Below are 16,116 nucleotides of genomic sequence, written 5' to 3'. Positions count from 1 at the left end.
ACTAGCATTAGCAGCCCTGACCGTTAGATGTTTCCTTTCTCATGTCTCGTCCTCCTCAACGCCCCGTTTCCCGCCGCCCTGGCACGAAACCTTCGCCTGCAGCCCCGCGCCGTGTCGCCAAGGCACCACCGGCCGAGCCGAAGCTGATCTTGTTCAACAAACCCTTCGATGTGCTGACGCAATTCAGTGACGGCGAAGGGCGCGCGACGCTCAAGGACTACATCGATGTGCCGGGGATCTATCCGGCCGGACGACTGGATCGCGACAGCGAAGGCTTGTTGCTGCTGACCAACGACGGTCAGCTTCAGGCGCGGATCGCCGACCCGAAGCACAAACTGGCCAAGACTTATTGGGTGCAGGTCGAGGGCGAGCCGGGCGCGGAGCAGTTGCAGCGCTTGCGTGACGGCGTTGAATTGAACGATGGCATGACCTTGCCCGCCGAGGCGCGACAACTGGACGAGCCCGAGCTATGGCCGCGCAATCCGCCGGTGCGCTTTCGCAAAAGCGTGCCGACCAGCTGGCTGGAGTTGGTGATTCGCGAAGGGCGCAATCGGCAGGTGCGGCGCATGACCGCTGCGGTCGGTTTGCCGACCTTGCGCCTGGTGCGGGTCAGAATCGGTGACTGGACGATCGAAGGGCTCGATCAGGGACAGTGGAAAGAAGTACCGGCGCGCTTATAAGGTGCCGGATTCGATCAAGCCGATCACCACGCTCTTGATGATGAACGCGGCCACGCCCAGGCCCAGCACGAAGAACAGGATGAACGAGCCAAAGCGTCCGGCCTTGGACTTCTTCGCCAGATCCCAGACGATGAAACCCATGAAAATGATCAGGATCGTGACCAGACCGGTCATCATCCACTCTTCAAAAACTGCAGGATCCATCGAACATCTCCAGCGCGGGCGAGGCTAAAAGGGCGCGGGGAGTATACGCCTCGCTGGCTGCGTGCAGTATTGACCTGCGTCGGTGTGTCGCAGTCATTCGTCGCCTGTGCCGGCCTCTTCGCGAGCAAGCCCGCTCCCACATTTAACCGAGTTCTACCATGAGAATGCGGTCGATTGTGGGAGCGGGCTTGCTCGCGAAGGCGTCATCAGCTACGCAGATGAGTCAGAGGCAGTTCGGTGCTGTTCAAAACCTGGTTCAGCACAAAACTCGAACGCACGCTGGTCACGCCTTCAATCCGGGTCAGATGCCCGAGCAGCAGTTTCTGGTAGTGATCCATGTCCGGCACCACGACCTTGAGTTGATAGTCGGCATCCATCCCGGTCACCAGGCTGCATTCGAGCACTTGGGGCAAGGTGCGAATGGCCGCTTCGAAGTTCTCGAAACGCTCCGGCGTATGGCGGTCCATACCGATCAGCACGTAGGCCGTCAGGCTCAGGCCGAGCATCTTGCGGTCGAGAAGGGCGACCTGACGGGAAATGTAGCCGTCGTCTTCCAGTTGCTTGACCCGCCGCGAGCACGGCGAAGGCGACAGACCGATGCGCTCGGCCAACTCCTGGTTGGAGATGCGTGCGTCGCGCTGCAATTCCGCCAAAATACTCAGGTCGTAACGATCGAGCTTGCTCATCAATCAGTCCTTTGTCGTAACTATTGCGACAGATTATGTATCTTGGGTTAAAAATTGCGCAAGTGATGTTTAATCAAGCAATCTTCGCAATCCTCTGTCGGCGCTCACGGCCTATTCTTATCACCAGAATCACTGCTCGGACAAACAGTCCAGTGCGGCTCGCCCAATCAGGCCCGCCGCGGTCGCCACCCCCACCGGGGATGTGCCGGCCCCCGAGCTACACACTGTCCAGAAGACGGCGTGAGGTGAGCCGGCGCCACAAGCGTTGAGCCAGGACGAAGTTCTCCAAGGGGAGGCCGACGGGTCTCCCCTTTTTCTTGCGTGGAATTTGACCCTCCTGGCCTCAATAAATAAGTTGCGCGACTGATAACCTGTCGCAGAACCGGCCACTGCTTTCCCAGTCTTACGTACAGGCCCTGACCCGCAATGAGGATAAGCATGAAATCGCGCATCTGGCGTTTGGCCGGTGTTGGTTTGCTGTGTGTCAGTGTCACTGCGCAAACGCTGGCCGATGATCAGCAAAACCGTGGCCATGATGGCGGGCAGCACGGCCAGGATGGGCATCAGGGTGGTAACCAGGGGGGGAGTCAGGGCCGTGGTGGCAACAACCAGCCACGCCCGCAGAACGGCCCGCCACAGAACCCGCCGCGTGCGCAGAACAACGACAATCGCCAGTACGAGCACAACGGCCAGAATCAACATCAGAACAATAGCCAGAGGCAGCCCCGTCCAGCGCCGGATTTCAACAGCCCGGTTCGCTCACCGCCACCACCGCCGCAGGCACCGGCCACTGACATGCCGATCCAGCCCCGCCCCGACACCGTGCGCCAGACCCAGCCGCCGCGGCGCGGTGACTATCAGGATCAGCCGCATCGCAACGATTACAATCAGCGCTGGAAGGGCTATATCGGTGCGCCGACCAATGACAATCACTGGGACGGACGCCCGAGTGGACGCGGTTACGGCTGGGGGCCAGGTCCCAGGTATCGCCCCGGCCAGGTGATCGATCGCTTCCCCGAGCGTAACTTGCGCGTGCCTTACCGTGGCATGGATTACTACTATTCCGGTGGCTACTGGTATCGCCCGCTGGGCCCGCGTTATGAGGTGGTAGCGCCGCCACGCGGGATTCGCGTCAGCTACCTTCCTGATTACGCCGAGCAGATATGGATCGGCGGGGCGCTGCTGTTCCTCGCGGCCGGTTCGTATTACGCCTATCAGGAGAGCACCCGGGATTACGTCGTGGTCGAGCCGCCGATTGGCCAACCGCAGTCGTCACCACCGGCCGCCAGCAATGGTTATGACGTGGAGGCGTACCCGGCCAACGGCCAGTCGCCGGAGCAGGTCAGTCGCGATGGCTACGAGTGTTATCAGTACGCGGTGCAGCAGAGTGGTTTCGATCCACGCACCGCCACTTACCAGCCAGACCCGTCGGTGGTGCAAGCCTACCGACAGGCCCAGGGCAATTGCCTGAGCAGTCGTGGTTATCAGGTCAACTACTGAACCCGAGCGGTTTTCACCACTTCCTGCGGGTCGGCGTGCACCAGCACTTCGGCTCGCGGGTAGGCGTCGTGAATGGCCGCGGCAGCCTGATCGCTGATGCCGTGGGCCACTGACAGCGTCAGTTCCCCCGGCAGCTCCAGATGCAACTGCACAAACCACTGGTTGCCGGAAATCCGCGTGCGCAGGTCATGGGCACCCAGCACGCCGGGCACGCTGCACGCCAATTCCAGCATGTGCTGGCTGACCTCCGGCGGCAGTTCTTCATCCATCAACACCGCAAAGCTCTCCCGGGCGATCTGCACAGCGCTCCACAGAATGTAGGCGGCGATTCCCAGACCGAACCAGGGGTCGACCTGATGCAGGCCATACCCGGCCAGCACCAGCGCGATCAGAATGCTGCCGTTGAGCAACAGGTCCGAGCGGTAGTGCAGGGAGTCGGCGCGTACCGCGTTGGAGCCGGTGGCCTTGACCACCCTATGTTGAAACATCAACAACGCCAGGGTCAGTACGAGGGAGAACACAATCACGCCGATACTGATCCACGGCGCGCCGACCGGTTCGGGATGTTTGAGCCGATCGTAGGCCTGCAACGCAATCAGTACCGCACTGCCGCCAATGAACAACGCCTGGGCCATGCCCGCCAATGACTCGGCCTTGCCATGCCCGTAGCGATGATCATTGTCGGCGGGGCGCAGGGCGTAATGCACCGCCAGCAGGTTGAGCAATGAGGTGACGCCGTCGAGTGTCGAGTCGGTGAGCCCGGCGAGCATGCTCACCGAGCCGCTCAGCCACCAGGCGATGGCTTTGGCGATGATCAACATGCATGCCACCGCCACCGAGGCACGGGTCGCCAGCCGCAGCAGGCGGGCGTGTTCGGAGCTGGAGGTCATAGTGGCCATCGTTCCTTGAAGAGTCCTTTCGCGTGTAGGGATTACGCGGCCGGTTGCAGGCCGAACATCGCCAGTTGCCGGGTGCTGCCTTTGCTCTGGATCAGGCGTGGATCGTCCAGCGGGAAGCTGCGGCCCAGCTCGCTTTCCAGAATAGTCTGCAACTTGCGGTTATCGACCTGACCGTCGGGGCCGATGGCATCCTTGAGTTTTTGCGGATCGACCTGGGCGGTCTTGCCCGGTTCGAAATAAATCGCACCGGTGGCGAAGTCCACGGCAAACGCGATCAGGCCGGGGATGATGTAGAACAGCAGGCCCACGGCATCGAGTGCGGCGATGGCCGGGTCGATCTTGCCTTCGATCTGGCCACGGCGGTCGGGGTAGAAAATCGACCCGCAGGCGGTCACTTGAGTCAGCAAGGTTGCGACCAGAACACCGCCAATCAGGCGAAAGGGAGCACGCATATGAAATCTCCTGGGTAATCTCGAAACGAAACGTCGTCGGTATGAATTAGGACCGTGATTAACGCCACGCAGTTCGCCGTTATACTCGCGGCTCTGTTTGGGAGCCAGCATGATTTCTTTGCCGATCGATGAAGTTTTACCCGCCCTGCGTGAAGCCCTCGCTACACGCCACGAAGCCGTGCTCGAAGCTCCGCCCGGCGCCGGTAAAACCACCCGCGTACCCTTGGCCTTGCTCAACGAGCCGTGGCTGGCCGGGCAGACCATCCTGATGCTCGAACCCCGTCGGTTGGCCGCACGCGCAGCGGCGGAACGGTTGGCCAGTGAGCTGGGGGAAAAGGTCGGCGAAACCGTGGGCTATCGCATTCGCCTCGACAGCAAGGTCGGCCCCAATACCCGAATCGAAGTGGTCACCGAAGGCATCCTCACCCGGCGCCTGCAGGATGACCCGGCGCTGGAAGGCGTTGGCCTGCTGATCTTCGACGAATTTCACGAGCGCAGCCTCGACGCTGACCTGGCCTTGGCCCTGAGCCTCAATGGTCGCGAACTGTTCCGTGATGATCAGCCGCTGAAAATTCTCTTGATGTCCGCCACGCTTGAAGGCGAACGTCTGGCCGGGTTGCTCGACGACGCGCCGATCCTGCGCAGCGAAGGGCGCATGTACCCGGTGGCGATGCGCTGGGGTCGGCCGTTCCAGGCCGGTGAATTCATCGAGCCGCGCCTGGTGCAGACCATCCTCGAAGCCTTGAACGACGAGACCGGCAGCGTGCTGGTGTTCCTGCCGGGGCAAGCGGAGATCCGCCGCGTGCATCAGCAATTGGCCGATGCCTTGGGTGACAACCCACAGGTTCTGCTGTGTCCGTTGCACGGTGAACTGGACCTGACGGCGCAACGGGCGGCGATCGATCCGGCACCGCCGGGCAAGCGCAAAGTGGTGCTGGCCACCAACATCGCCGAAACCAGTTTGACCATCGACGGCGTGCGCGTGGTGATCGATGCCGGGCTGGCGCGGGTGCCGCGTTTCGACCCGGGCAGCGGCATGACCCGTCTCGACACCCAACGCATTTCCAAGGCCAGTGCGACCCAGCGCGCGGGCCGGGCCGGGCGTCTGGAACCCGGTGTTTGTTATCGCCTGTGGTCCCAGGATCAGCACGAGCAGCTGGCGGCTTATGGCAGCGCGGAAATCCTCTCGGCGGACCTTGCCGGGCTGGCCTTGCAGCTGGGTCGTTGGGGCGTGACGCCCGGGCAACTGGTGTGGCTCGACGTTCCACCTGCAGCGGCTTATGCACAGGCTCAGGACTTGCTGGAACGCCTGGGCGCTTTGGACGGCGAAGCGCTGACCCGTCACGGCCAGGCCATGGCCGAACTGCCGGCCCATCCGCGTATCGCGCATTTGCTGTTGCGCGGCCAGGCGCTGGGTCTGGCGGAGATGGCTTGCGATGTCGCCGCACTGCTCGGCGAACGCGATATCTTGCGTGGCGCCGGGGCGGACTTGCACAGCCGACTGGTATTGCTGTCTGGCGAAGAACGCGCCGCACGTGGCGCGCAGGGTGGCGTGCAACGCGCAAGGCAACTGGCGCGGCAGTATCGTGGTTACCTGCGGGGCAAAGCGGCGGAGCCGGTCAGCGATCCGGATCACCCGCGCTGGCTCGGTGCATTGCTGGCGCTGGCCTATCCCGACCGCGTCGCCCAACAACGGCGCGCCGGTGGTGCGGAATATCGCTTGGCCAACGGTCGTGCCGCGCTGTTCGCCGAGGCCGACAGCCTGATGAAGCAGCCGTGGCTGGTGATCGCCGATCTGGGCAGTCGCCAGGGGCAGCGAGAAGAGCGGATTTACCTAGCGACGGATTTCGATCCGGCACTGTTCGACTCAGTGCTGGCCGAGCAGGTGCGTTGCGTCGATCAACTGGATTGGGATGAGCGCGAAGGTGTGCTGCGTGCCGAGCGTCAGCGCAAGGTTGGTGAATTGATCCTCAGCCGTGAACCGCTCACTGGTCTCGACGAAAGCGCCCGCAGCCAGGCGCTGGTGAATCTGGTGCGGCGCAAAGGCCTGGAGCTGTTGCCATGGACCCCGGAGCTGCGTCAGTGGCAGGCACGAGTGGCGTTGTTGCGGCAACTGGACCTCGCCGGCAAGGGCGAGAGCGAGTGGCCGGATGTCAGCGATGCCGCGTTGCTCAAAGGCCTGGAACACTGGCTGATGCCGTATCTGGGCAAGGTTTCCCGGCTCAGTCACTTCGCCAATCTGGACCTGTCGAGCATCGTCCACAACCTGCTGCCGTGGCCGCTGCCGCAGCGGCTGGACGAGTTGGCGCCGCATCATTTGAGCGTGCCGTCGGGCTCTTCGATTCGTCTGGACTACAGCGAACAGCCGCCGATTCTGGCGGTGCGTCTGCAGGAGTTGTTCGGCCTGGCCGAAACCCCGCGTATCGCCGGAGGGCGGCAAGTGGTCAAGCTGCATCTGTTGTCCCCGGCGCGGCGGCCGGTGCAGGTCACGCAGGACCTGGCGAACTTCTGGCGCAGCACCTACGCCGAAGTGAAGAAGGATTTGAAAGGGCGGTACCCGAAGCATTACTGGCCGGATGATCCGCTGGTGGCCGAAGCGACTGCGCGGATCAAACCGCGTAAATAATCATTTGGATGCGAGCTTTGTGGCGGGGGGGCTCGCCACAGAGGATCAGTCTGAGCGTTCGGACTTGGCGGTCAGTTGCTCGCGGCAATAGTCGGCAAACAACTGCGCCGGTTTGGTCAGTTGCCCGCGCTTGAGCCAGGCCGCCACCAGCCCGGAGCCGGTGACGTCTTCGGCGATGTCCACGCACACCACTTTCTGCCCGTCGTAGGTGCACTCCGAATGCGGCTTGGTCACCAGGATCGAGAAACCAAAACCTTGTCCGACCATGCCGCGCACCATCTCGATCGATGGCGAGCTGAAGGCAATGCGCGGGGTCAGGTCCAGCTCTTCGAACAGGCTGACGAAATAGGTCCGGCTCGGCTGCACGTCCAAAAGAATCATCGGCTCCAGGTACAGGTCGCGCAGTGAGACTTGTGCCTGCTGGGCAAAACGGTGATCGGCCGGCAGCAGCGCGTAAGGCCGTTGCGCCGGCATCAAGGGTTCGGTTGCGATGGTGCCGTCGAGATCGTGCTCATAGAGGATCGCCAGGTCGAAGGCGCCGGAGGTCAGGCCCTGCACCAGTTCCTGCTGCTCGCCGTCGCGGATGCGGATTTCCACTCCCGGGTACAACGCCGAAAACCCGGCGATCAATTGCGGCAGGTACAGCGGCGCGACGGTTTCGAAACAGCCGATATCGATCTGCCCGGACACCACATCGTTGTCGGCCAGGGCGTTCTGCTCGAACTCCTTGGCCATGCGCAGCAGTTCCTGGGCCTTGCGGTAGAAGCGTGCACCGCTGGGCGTCAGTGACACGCCCTGGGCGTGATGGCGAATCAGCAGTTGCACACCGAAGCTGTCTTCCAGCCCTTTGATGGCCGTGGAGATCGACGGCTGGGCGATGTACAGCTTGCGCGAGGCCTCGGCGACGCTGCCGCACTCGACGGTGGTGATAAAGTATTTCAGTTGACGCAGATTGTAGGCAGCCACAGCAAACCTCGGGGGAGAACGAATCAGGCATCCAGGCAATTTGCGCGCCACCCCTGTCCGCTCGGGTAGCGATTTGTTGTGGTTGAACAATAACCACATGCTGCGCCAGAAGGGAGATTGGCTACGTAGTTTTTTCTTGGCCTGCGAACACATTTTTACTGGTTTTCCACCGCTCGGGCCTGAGCGACTATCCAATACACAAGAATGTCCTCTGGAGCATCCGAACGTGTTCGAGCTTGAGTATTGGCAACGCAAAGCCGCTTCCCTGCGGTTTCCCGACCAGGCCGTGATCGATGGCCAGCGCCGAGCGGCGCAATCGGGGCAGACTTTCGCCGCGATCAACCCCGCCACCGGGCAATGCCTGGCCAATGTCGCGGCCTGTGGCGAGCAAGATGTGAACGTAGCGGTGCGTAATGCGCGGCAAGTGTTTGAAGCCGGCACCTGGTCGGCACGTTCGCCGACCGAACGTAAACAAGTGCTATTGCGCCTGGCCGACTTGATCCTCGAAAACCGTGAAGAACTGGCGCTGCTCGATTCGCTGAACATGGGTAAGCCCGTCACGGACGCCTACAACATCGATGTGCCGGGTGCCGCCGGGGTGTTGCGCTGGTACGCGGAGAGCCTCGACAAACTCTACGATCAGGTCGCACCGAGTGCGCAGAACGTGCTGGCGACCATCACCCGCGAAGCCCTCGGCGTGGTGGCTGCCGTGGTGCCGTGGAATTTCCCCCTGGACATGGCCGCGTGGAAACTCGCCCCGGCCCTGGCCGCTGGTAACTCGGTGATTCTCAAACCGGCCGAGCAGTCGCCGTTTTCGGCCTTGCGTCTGGCTGAGCTGGCGCTTGAGGCCGGTGTGCCAGCGGGTGTGTTGAACGTGCTGCCGGGTTTGGGCGAGCAGACCGGCAAGGCCCTTGGCCTGCACCCGGACGTCGATTGCCTGGTATTCACCGGCTCCACTGAGGTCGGCAAATATTTCATGCAGTACTCGGCCCAGTCGAACCTGAAACAGGTGTGGCTGGAGTGCGGCGGCAAGAGCGCCAACCTGGTATTCGCCGATTGTCAGGATCTGGACTTGGCCGCCGAGAAAGCCGCGTTCGGCATCTTCTTCAATCAGGGCGAAGTCTGCTCGGCCAACTCGCGATTGCTGGTGCAGCGCTCGATTCATGACGAGTTCGTCGAACGTCTCAAGGCCCAGGCCGAACGCTGGTTGCCGGGCGATCCGCTGGATCCGTCGAGCGCTGCCGGTGCCATTGTCGACAGCCGTCAGACCGCGCACATCATGAAGTTCATCCAGCAGGCCGAGCAGCAAGGTGCGACCAGGATCTGTGGCGGTCGGCAGTCGATCTTCAACGGCTCCGACAATTTCATCCAGCCGACGATCTTTACCGGCGTGACGCCGGACATGTCGCTGTTTCGCGACGAAGTATTCGGCCCGGTTCTGGCGGTCACGGCGTTTGATGACGAGGCCCATGCGTTGCAATTGGCCAACGACAGCGTCTACGGTCTGGCGGCTTCGCTGTGGACCGACGACCTCAACCGCGCCCACCGCGTGGCGCGACAATTGCGAGCGGGCACGGTGTCGGTCAACAGCGTCGATGCACTGGACGTGACCGTTCCTTTTGGCGGCGGCAAGCAGTCCGGTTTCGGCCGCGACTTGTCCCTGCATTCATTCGATAAATACACCCAGTTGAAGACCACCTGGTTTCAATTGCGCTGATAACAAAACGGAGAACTGGCGATGACCACACCACGTGAAACCCGCGACTACCAGGCCGCCGACGCTGCGCACCACATCCATGCGTTCGTCGATCAGAAAGCCCTCAACGATGAGGGGCCACGGGTGATGGTCCGTGGCGAGCGCCTGCACCTGTGGGACAACGATGGCCGCCGTTACCTCGACGGCATGTCCGGGCTGTGGTGCACCAACCTCGGTTACGGGCGCAAGGACCTGGCGGCCGCGGCGAGCCAGCAACTGGAACAGCTGCCGTACTACAACATGTTTTTCCACACCACCCACCCGCAGGTGATCGAGCTGTCCGAGCTGCTGTTCAGCCTGCTGCCGGGTCATTACAGCCACGCGATCTACACTAACTCCGGCTCCGAGGCCAACGAGGTGTTGATCCGCACGGTGCGGCGTTACTGGCAGGTGCTCGGCAAGCCCGAGAAGAAAATCATGATTGGCCGCTGGAACGGTTACCACGGTTCGACCCTGGCCGCGACGGCACTGGGCGGCATGAAGTTCATGCACGAAATGGGCGGCATGATTCCGGACATCGAGCACATCGACGAGCCGTACTTCTTCGCCCACGAAGGCAACCTGACGCCGGCTGAATTCGGTCTGCGTGCGGCACAGCAACTGGAAGCGAAGATTCTCGAACTGGGTGCGGACAAGGTCGCAGGCTTCATCGCCGAACCCTTCCAGGGTGCCGGCGGGATGATCTTCCCGCCGGAAAGCTACTGGCCGGAAATCCAGCGCATCTGCCGTAAGTACGATGTGCTGCTATGCGCCGATGAGGTTATCGGCGGCTTCGGTCGCACCGGCGAATGGTTCGCCCACGAGTACTTCGGTTTCGAGCCGGACACCCTGTCCATCGCCAAGGGCCTGACCTCGGGTTACATCCCCATGGGCGGCCTGATCCTGTCGAAGAAAATGGCTTCGGTGCTGGTGGAGCAGGGCGGCGTGTTTGCCCACGGCCTGACCTATTCCGGGCACCCGGTGGCGGCGGCGGTGGCGATTGCCAACCTCAAGGCCCTGCGCGATGAAGGCGTGGTGACGCGGGTCAAGGACGACATCGGCCCGTACCTGCAACAGAGCCTGCGCGAAGTGTTCGGCAAGCACCCGCTGGTGGGCGATATCCAGGGCACCGGCATGGTCGCGGCGCTGCAACTGGCCGAAGAAAAATCCACGCGTAAGCGCTTCGCCAATGAGAACGACATCGCCTGGCGCTGCCGTACGATTGGCTTTGAGGAGGGGGTGATCATTCGCTCGACTTTAGGCCGGATGATCATGGCGCCAGCGTTGATTGCCAGCCGTGAAGAGATTGACGAACTGATCGCCAAGACCTTGAAAGCGGTGGATCGTACGGCGCAGGAATACGGTCGGCTCTGATCGTGTAGCGTTCTCTCGGGCCTCTTCGCGAGCAAGCCCGCTCCCACAGTGGATTTGTGTCTGACACGGATCCCCTGTGGGAGCGGGCTTGCTCGCGAATGCTATGGCCCATTCAACATAATTCCAGCACCTTGCACCCACCTCGGGCATCCCCGCCCACAACGCCCTTTTGCAGTGCGCGCTAACCAGTTTTTTCATCACTCGCATCCACAAATTTCCTCATTTTCCTAATCCCGCCCTTGGGCCAACATCGATCTCGCCAGCCCGCCGAATGCTGCCCGCCGAAGGGGCCCTCAGAGACCACAGGTTGCAGCCGATTCAGGGCTCGCCGTACTGCCCATGACAAAACTAAATCAACAGCTTTGGGAGTGCTCCATGATCAAGTCCTTGCTTACCCGTGTTGTCCATCCACTGGCGGTCACCGCCATCGCCGCGACGGTCGCTATCAGCGCCCAGGCCGGCACCCTGTCCATCGGCCACACCACCTGGGTCGGCTACGGCACCCTGTACCTGGCCCGGGACCTGGGCTACTTCAAGGAAAACGGTTTGACCGTCGAATTGCCGGTGGTCGAAGAGGCGGCGATGTACATGGCCGCACAAGCTTCCGGTGAGTTGTCCGGCTCGGCGTCGACCATCGACGAGGTGCTCAAGTACCGTCCGCAATTCTGCTTCAAGGCTGTGGCCGCGCTGGACGACAGCCATGGTGGCGACGGCGTGCTGGTGGGCAAGGACGTCAAGAGCCTGCAGGAACTCAAAGGCAAGGCCGTGGCGGTGAACGAAGGTTCGACCTCGCAGTTCTGGTTGTCGTATCTGCTGAAAAAGAACGGCATGAAAATGAGTGACATCACCGTGCAGAACATGACGGCCGACGACGCCGCTACCGCGTTCATCGCCGGTCGCGTACCTGCTGCCGTGACCTGGGAGCCGCACCTGTCGATGGTGCGCGACAAGCAGCAGGGCAAGGTGCTGATCGACAGCAGCAGCACACCGGGGGTGATCGTCGACGTGGTGGCACTGAACTGCACCGTCATCGAAAAGCAGCCGGAAGACGTCAAGGCACTGGTGGCCGGTTTGTACAAAGCCGTGCAGTACACCAAGGATCATCCGCAGGAAGCCTACAAAATCATGGCCAAGGGTGTCGGCGGCTACCTGGCCGATCCGAAGGAAATGGAAGCGGCCGCCCAGGGCGTGCGCTTCTACGATCAGGCCATGAGCGAAAAACTGCTGGGTTCGCCGGGCAAGCCGGGTGACAGCGCACCGCTGATCAAACTGGCCAACGAGACCGCCAGCGAGCTGCAAGGCAAGCCCTACAACGTCAGCAATGACGACCTGATCGACAACCGTTTCGTCACCCCGCTCTAGGAGGCTGCATGTTCAAGCGCAATTCGTGGCTGAGCCGCTGCATCACGCCCAAGACCGGGTTGCCGGTCTCGGTGATCTGGAGCGCGAGTGGTCTGGCCTGGGTGCTGTTGGTCGGCCTGTGGGCCGGGTTGTCCTACGGCGGTGTGGTGCCGGGCATGTTCCTGCCGACGCCGGGCGCGGTGGTCGAGGCCGCTGTGCGCCTGGGTCGCGACGGCACCCTCGGCCAGCATGTGTGGGCCAGCGTCGAAGTGGTGATGGTCGGTTTCATCGTGTCGTCCCTGGTGGCGGTGCCGCTGGGGCTGTTGATGGGCAGCTTCCGCATCGTCCAGGCGTTCCTGGAGCCGATGGTCAACTTCATTCGCTACCTGCCGGTGACGTCGTTCGTACCGCTGTTCATCCTGTGGATCGGCATCGGTCTGGAGCAGCGGGTCTCGGTGATCATTTTCGGCGTATTTTTCCAGCAACTGGTGATGATCGCGGACGTGTCCAAAGGCATCTCCAAGGATCTGATCAACGCCTCCTATACCCTCGGTTCGAACCGTCGTGACGCGGTGCTGCATGTGATCGCCCCGGCTTCCTTGCCAGGCGTGCTCGACACCCTGCGGGTGACCATGGGCTGGGCCTGGACTTACCTGGTGGTGGCTGAACTGGTCGCCGCTTCCAGTGGCCTGGGTTACCTGAGCCTCAAGGCCATGCGCGGCTTCCAGGTGGATGTGATTTTCCTCGCCATCGCGATCATCGGCCTGCTGGGGCTGGTCACCGATCAACTGTTCCGCTTCCTTCGTCTGAGGATTACCGCATGGGCTCAGTAACCGCCGCCACTCATCGTTTTGTCGCCCCTCAGGCTGCCCCGGTGAACGCGCCTCGGCTGCAAGTGGACAAGGTCAGCCTGCGTTACAAGAAGCCGGATGGCGGAACCTTTACCGCGTTGGAAGAAGTGTCGTTCGAGGTACCGGACCAGCAATTTGCTGTACTGGTGGGGCCGTCGGGTTGCGGCAAATCGAGTCTGCTGTACCTCACCGCCGGCCTGGCCGAACCGACGTCGGGGGAGATCTACGTCGGCGGCCAACAGGTGGAGGGCCCCGGCGCGGATCGCGGCATGGTGTTCCAGAGCTACACGCTGTTCCCGTGGCTGACCGTGCGGCAGAACGTCGAGTTCGGCCTCAAGCGGCGCGGCATGCCGGCGGCGCAGCGCAAGGATATTGTCGACTACTACGTCAATGAAGTGGGCCTGAGCGGCTTTGCCGACAACTACGCCAAGCAGTTGTCTGGCGGGATGATGCAGCGCGTCGCCATTGCCCGCGCCTTGGCCAACGACCCGCAGATCCTGCTGATGGACGAACCCTTCGGCGCCCTCGACAGCCAGACGCGCCTGCAAATGCAGCAGTTGTTGCTGCGGGTGTGGGGCAACAGCAAGAAGACCGTGTTGTTCGTGACCCACGACATCGACGAGGCGATTCTGCTCGGCGATCGGGTCTACGTCATGGGCGCAAGGCCAGGGCGGATCAAGCAGATCCTCGATGTGCCGATCGAACGTCCGCGCAACCTGGACATGGTCATGGAGCGCTCATTCATCGAGATGAAGCGCGAGATCTTCGGGCTGCTGCATGATGATCTGGAGGAGGTGCATTAAGCCTGATTCCAGCACATGCATGACCCCTGTGGGAGCGAGCCTGCTCGCGATGGCGTAGTGTCAGTCAATATTGATCTGTCTGACACACCGCAATCGCGAGCAGGCTCGCTCCCACAGGTTTTGCATCTGGAGGGGCTAGGGTGTTGCGGGCAACAGGAACCGCGCAATCACCGGCAAGTGATCGGAGATGCGCAGCGTATCGTCCTGCCGCACCGTCGCCTCCACCCGTTTGATCCGCGGACTGTAGAACAGGTAGTCGACGGTCCGGTCCGGGCCGTTCAGCCCGGGGTCGTTCGGGTAGTGGGTCAGCCAGCGCTCGCGGTCGATCCCGCTGGCTTCGTTGTTGGTCGGGATCATCGGGTACTTGTCCCACAGCAGGTGCAACGGGCTGTCGGCAGAGTAGGGTGCGCGTTGCGCATCGGACAGGCGTCGATACTGACCCAGCGGCAACAGGTTGAAATCCCCGCCGATCAACCACGGCGTGCCACGGCTTTCGAGTTTATCGAGGATCCGGGCCACGGCGTTCACCTGATTTTGCAAGGTGTTGTCGGCTTGGGTCGCACGCTCCAGATGGGTATTGAGCACCGCCATCTGCCCGCCGTCACTCAACGGCAAGTAGCTCACCAGCAATGCGTTTCTGGGTTTGAATTGGCGGCTGAGCGGATTACCCGAGACGACGGGCAGTTGCAGGCGTTGGGCATGTTCGATCCGGTAACGGCTCAGGGTTGCCAGTTGCCGGCCGACGCTGCCGAAGATGTGCAGGTCCGGGACGAAATCAGCCTTCCAGTCGAAGGCGCTGACGCTGCATGGGTACAAATCGGCGAGCCGTTCTTGCAGCAGTTTGAACTGGTGCTGGTAATCGCTGGCCTTGGCGTCGTCGTCCAGCTCCTGCAACAGCACGATGTCCGGTTGTTCGTCGCGAATCACCCGCGCCACTTCGTCGAGGCTGAAGGCCATGTCTTCCGCTGTGGGGCGTTCGTCGGTACCGGCGGCCAGGTCATTCCAGAACACGTAACGCTTGCCGGCCAGGTACTGGACGTTCCAGGTCATCACTTTCAGTGCCTGCCCGGGGACCAGGGTGGGTGCCTGGCCGCTGCAACTCACTGGCAACACTTCTTTGGCGTCGGGGCGCCAGGTCAGGCTGTAGGTCATCACGGCGATCAGGCCGATCACGATCAGCAGGCCCAGCAGGATGTGGCGCAGTAGACGGGTCATGGCTCAGCTTATTGGCGTTGCAAAATTGTTCCCGAGCATACCCGAGAGCGATGGGCGCTCCCAAGGTCAGAGCGAGCTGTCATTTTTCTCAGGCAACGGGTTGATCAGCATGAACAAACGGAACAGCACCACACTGGTAAACAGCTGCAGGAAACTGTGGGCGCTGTCGATCAGCAGCGAGATCACCGGGTTCTGCGGTTCGGGGTACGCCGCCAGGGTCGCCCCCTTGAGCAGCCACAGCGGCCCCATCACACACAGAATGCACAGCAGGATGCGCAGGAAGTGACCTTGGGTCATGCGCAGGCTTTCCTTCATGGCCGCCAGCGGCGCCGTGCCGCGCAACACCAGCAGGTATTCGCCAAACGCCAGGGTCACCATCAGATAGATACCCGGCAGGAAATACAGCGACAGGCCCAGCAAAATCAGCACGGTATTGAGCGCCGTCAGCAGGGCGAAGCGCGGCCACAGGCTCGCCGCCATCGCCAGCAGGTCGCGGTTGCGCGGTGATTCGCCCCGGCTGCGGGCGTCAAGAAACAGAATCAGCGCGGCGGTGTACAGCGGGTACACCAGCAAGCCGACAATCACGCTGATGCCGGGGAAACTGTCCGGCTCGGTGGAGTGGTCGACCACTTGTTGCAGCAACGCCTCCAGGATCACCAGCGGCAGGCACAGTTGCACGATCTGGCCCAGATTGCGCTTGAAGAAATACAGGGAGTCACGCAGCACATCTAACGGATTCATCGGTTGGTATCGCAGGTTGAAAGCAGTGGTCCACTTTAACCGA

At 62.0% G+C, this 16,116-nt stretch carries 15 protein-coding genes; 8 read left to right on the top strand and 7 right to left on the bottom strand.

Going from position 1 to position 16,116, the window contains the following annotated elements:
- The first annotated feature begins 41 nt into the window (after window positions 1-41).
- On the top strand, window positions 42-680 hold the full coding sequence (locus tag ACXX83_RS21185; RefSeq protein ID WP_015096956.1) for a pseudouridine synthase: 639 nt from the start codon (window positions 42-44) through the stop codon (window positions 678-680).
- Here the strand turns inward: ACXX83_RS21185 and ACXX83_RS21180 are convergent.
- Window positions 675-884, bottom strand: a complete 210-nt coding sequence (locus ACXX83_RS21180) for a DUF2788 domain-containing protein (RefSeq protein ID WP_015096955.1) — start codon at window positions 882-884, stop codon at window positions 675-677. The genes ACXX83_RS21185 and ACXX83_RS21180 overlap by 6 nt on opposite strands.
- 206 nt (window positions 885-1,090) lie before the next feature.
- Complete coding sequence (locus ACXX83_RS21175; RefSeq protein WP_007937367.1) at window positions 1,091-1,570, bottom strand: Lrp/AsnC family transcriptional regulator; 480 nt, start codon at window positions 1,568-1,570, stop codon at window positions 1,091-1,093.
- Window positions 1,571-2,008: 438 nt separating this feature from the next.
- Between ACXX83_RS21175 and ACXX83_RS21170 the strand changes: the two genes are divergently transcribed.
- Entirely contained in the window at window positions 2,009-3,070 is a 1,062-nt protein-coding gene (locus ACXX83_RS21170) for a DUF6515 family protein (protein WP_458549503.1), read from the top strand.
- Here ACXX83_RS21170 and ACXX83_RS21165 read toward each other — a convergent pair.
- Together ACXX83_RS21165 and pmcY are read right to left on the bottom strand one after the other, a co-directional pair.
- Window positions 3,064-3,960: a cation diffusion facilitator family transporter gene (locus tag ACXX83_RS21165; protein WP_217836445.1), complete on the bottom strand. Its 897-nt coding sequence runs from the start codon at window positions 3,958-3,960 to the stop codon at window positions 3,064-3,066. The two genes, ACXX83_RS21170 and ACXX83_RS21165, sit on opposite strands and share 7 nt — an antisense overlap.
- Window positions 3,961-4,001: 41 nt before the next feature.
- On the bottom strand, window positions 4,002-4,421 hold the full coding sequence (gene pmcY, locus ACXX83_RS21160; RefSeq protein WP_458549502.1) for a periplasmic Zn2+ metallochaperone PmcY: 420 nt from the start codon (window positions 4,419-4,421) through the stop codon (window positions 4,002-4,004).
- A 109-nt stretch (window positions 4,422-4,530) separates the two neighbouring features.
- Here pmcY and hrpB point away from each other — a divergent pair, with 109 nt between their 5' ends.
- The gene (hrpB, locus tag ACXX83_RS21155) at window positions 4,531-7,047 is read left to right on the top strand and encodes an ATP-dependent helicase HrpB (RefSeq protein WP_458549501.1); all 2,517 of its coding nucleotides are present in this window, start codon (window positions 4,531-4,533) and stop codon (window positions 7,045-7,047) included.
- A 45-nt stretch (window positions 7,048-7,092) separates the two neighbouring features.
- On the opposite strand, the gene ACXX83_RS21150 is transcribed toward hrpB, so the two are convergent.
- On the bottom strand, window positions 7,093-8,013 hold the full coding sequence (locus ACXX83_RS21150; RefSeq protein WP_015096950.1) for a LysR substrate-binding domain-containing protein: 921 nt from the start codon (window positions 8,011-8,013) through the stop codon (window positions 7,093-7,095).
- 226 nt (window positions 8,014-8,239) lie between these two features.
- Here ACXX83_RS21150 and ACXX83_RS21145 point away from each other — a divergent pair, with 226 nt between their 5' ends.
- The 5 genes from ACXX83_RS21145 (at window position 8,240) to ACXX83_RS21125 (ending at window position 14,117) form a co-directional block, all read left to right on the top strand.
- Window positions 8,240-9,730 carry an aldehyde dehydrogenase gene (locus ACXX83_RS21145; RefSeq protein WP_458549500.1) on the top strand — a complete coding sequence of 497 codons (1,491 nt, stop codon included), beginning with the start codon at window positions 8,240-8,242 and terminating at the stop codon, window positions 9,728-9,730.
- Between the two features lie 21 nt (window positions 9,731-9,751).
- Entirely contained in the window at window positions 9,752-11,122 is a 1,371-nt protein-coding gene (locus ACXX83_RS21140) for an aspartate aminotransferase family protein (RefSeq protein WP_458549499.1), read from the top strand.
- A 375-nt stretch (window positions 11,123-11,497) separates the two neighbouring features.
- Window positions 11,498-12,484, top strand: coding sequence for an ABC transporter substrate-binding protein (locus tag ACXX83_RS21135; RefSeq protein WP_458549498.1), 987 nt, complete (start codon window positions 11,498-11,500; stop codon window positions 12,482-12,484).
- Between the two features lie 8 nt (window positions 12,485-12,492).
- Window positions 12,493-13,296, top strand: coding sequence for an ABC transporter permease (locus ACXX83_RS21130; protein ID WP_007975817.1), 804 nt, complete (start codon window positions 12,493-12,495; stop codon window positions 13,294-13,296).
- Entirely contained in the window at window positions 13,284-14,117 is an 834-nt protein-coding gene (locus tag ACXX83_RS21125) for an ABC transporter ATP-binding protein (protein WP_007975815.1), read from the top strand. The genes ACXX83_RS21130 and ACXX83_RS21125 overlap by 13 nt, the downstream gene beginning before the upstream one ends.
- 135 nt (window positions 14,118-14,252) lie before the next feature.
- Here ACXX83_RS21125 and ACXX83_RS21120 read toward each other — a convergent pair whose 3' ends face one another.
- Entirely contained in the window at window positions 14,253-15,332 is a 1,080-nt protein-coding gene (locus tag ACXX83_RS21120) for an endonuclease/exonuclease/phosphatase family protein (protein WP_458549497.1), read from the bottom strand.
- A 66-nt stretch (window positions 15,333-15,398) separates the two neighbouring features.
- The gene (locus tag ACXX83_RS21115) at window positions 15,399-16,073 is read right to left on the bottom strand and encodes a YciC family protein (protein ID WP_458549496.1); all 675 of its coding nucleotides are present in this window, start codon (window positions 16,071-16,073) and stop codon (window positions 15,399-15,401) included.
- Window positions 16,074-16,116 lie beyond the last annotated feature (43 nt).

This window comes from Pseudomonas sp. GNP012, from assembly GCF_054343835.1.
This window is presented reverse-complemented; position numbering and strand designations above follow the sequence as displayed.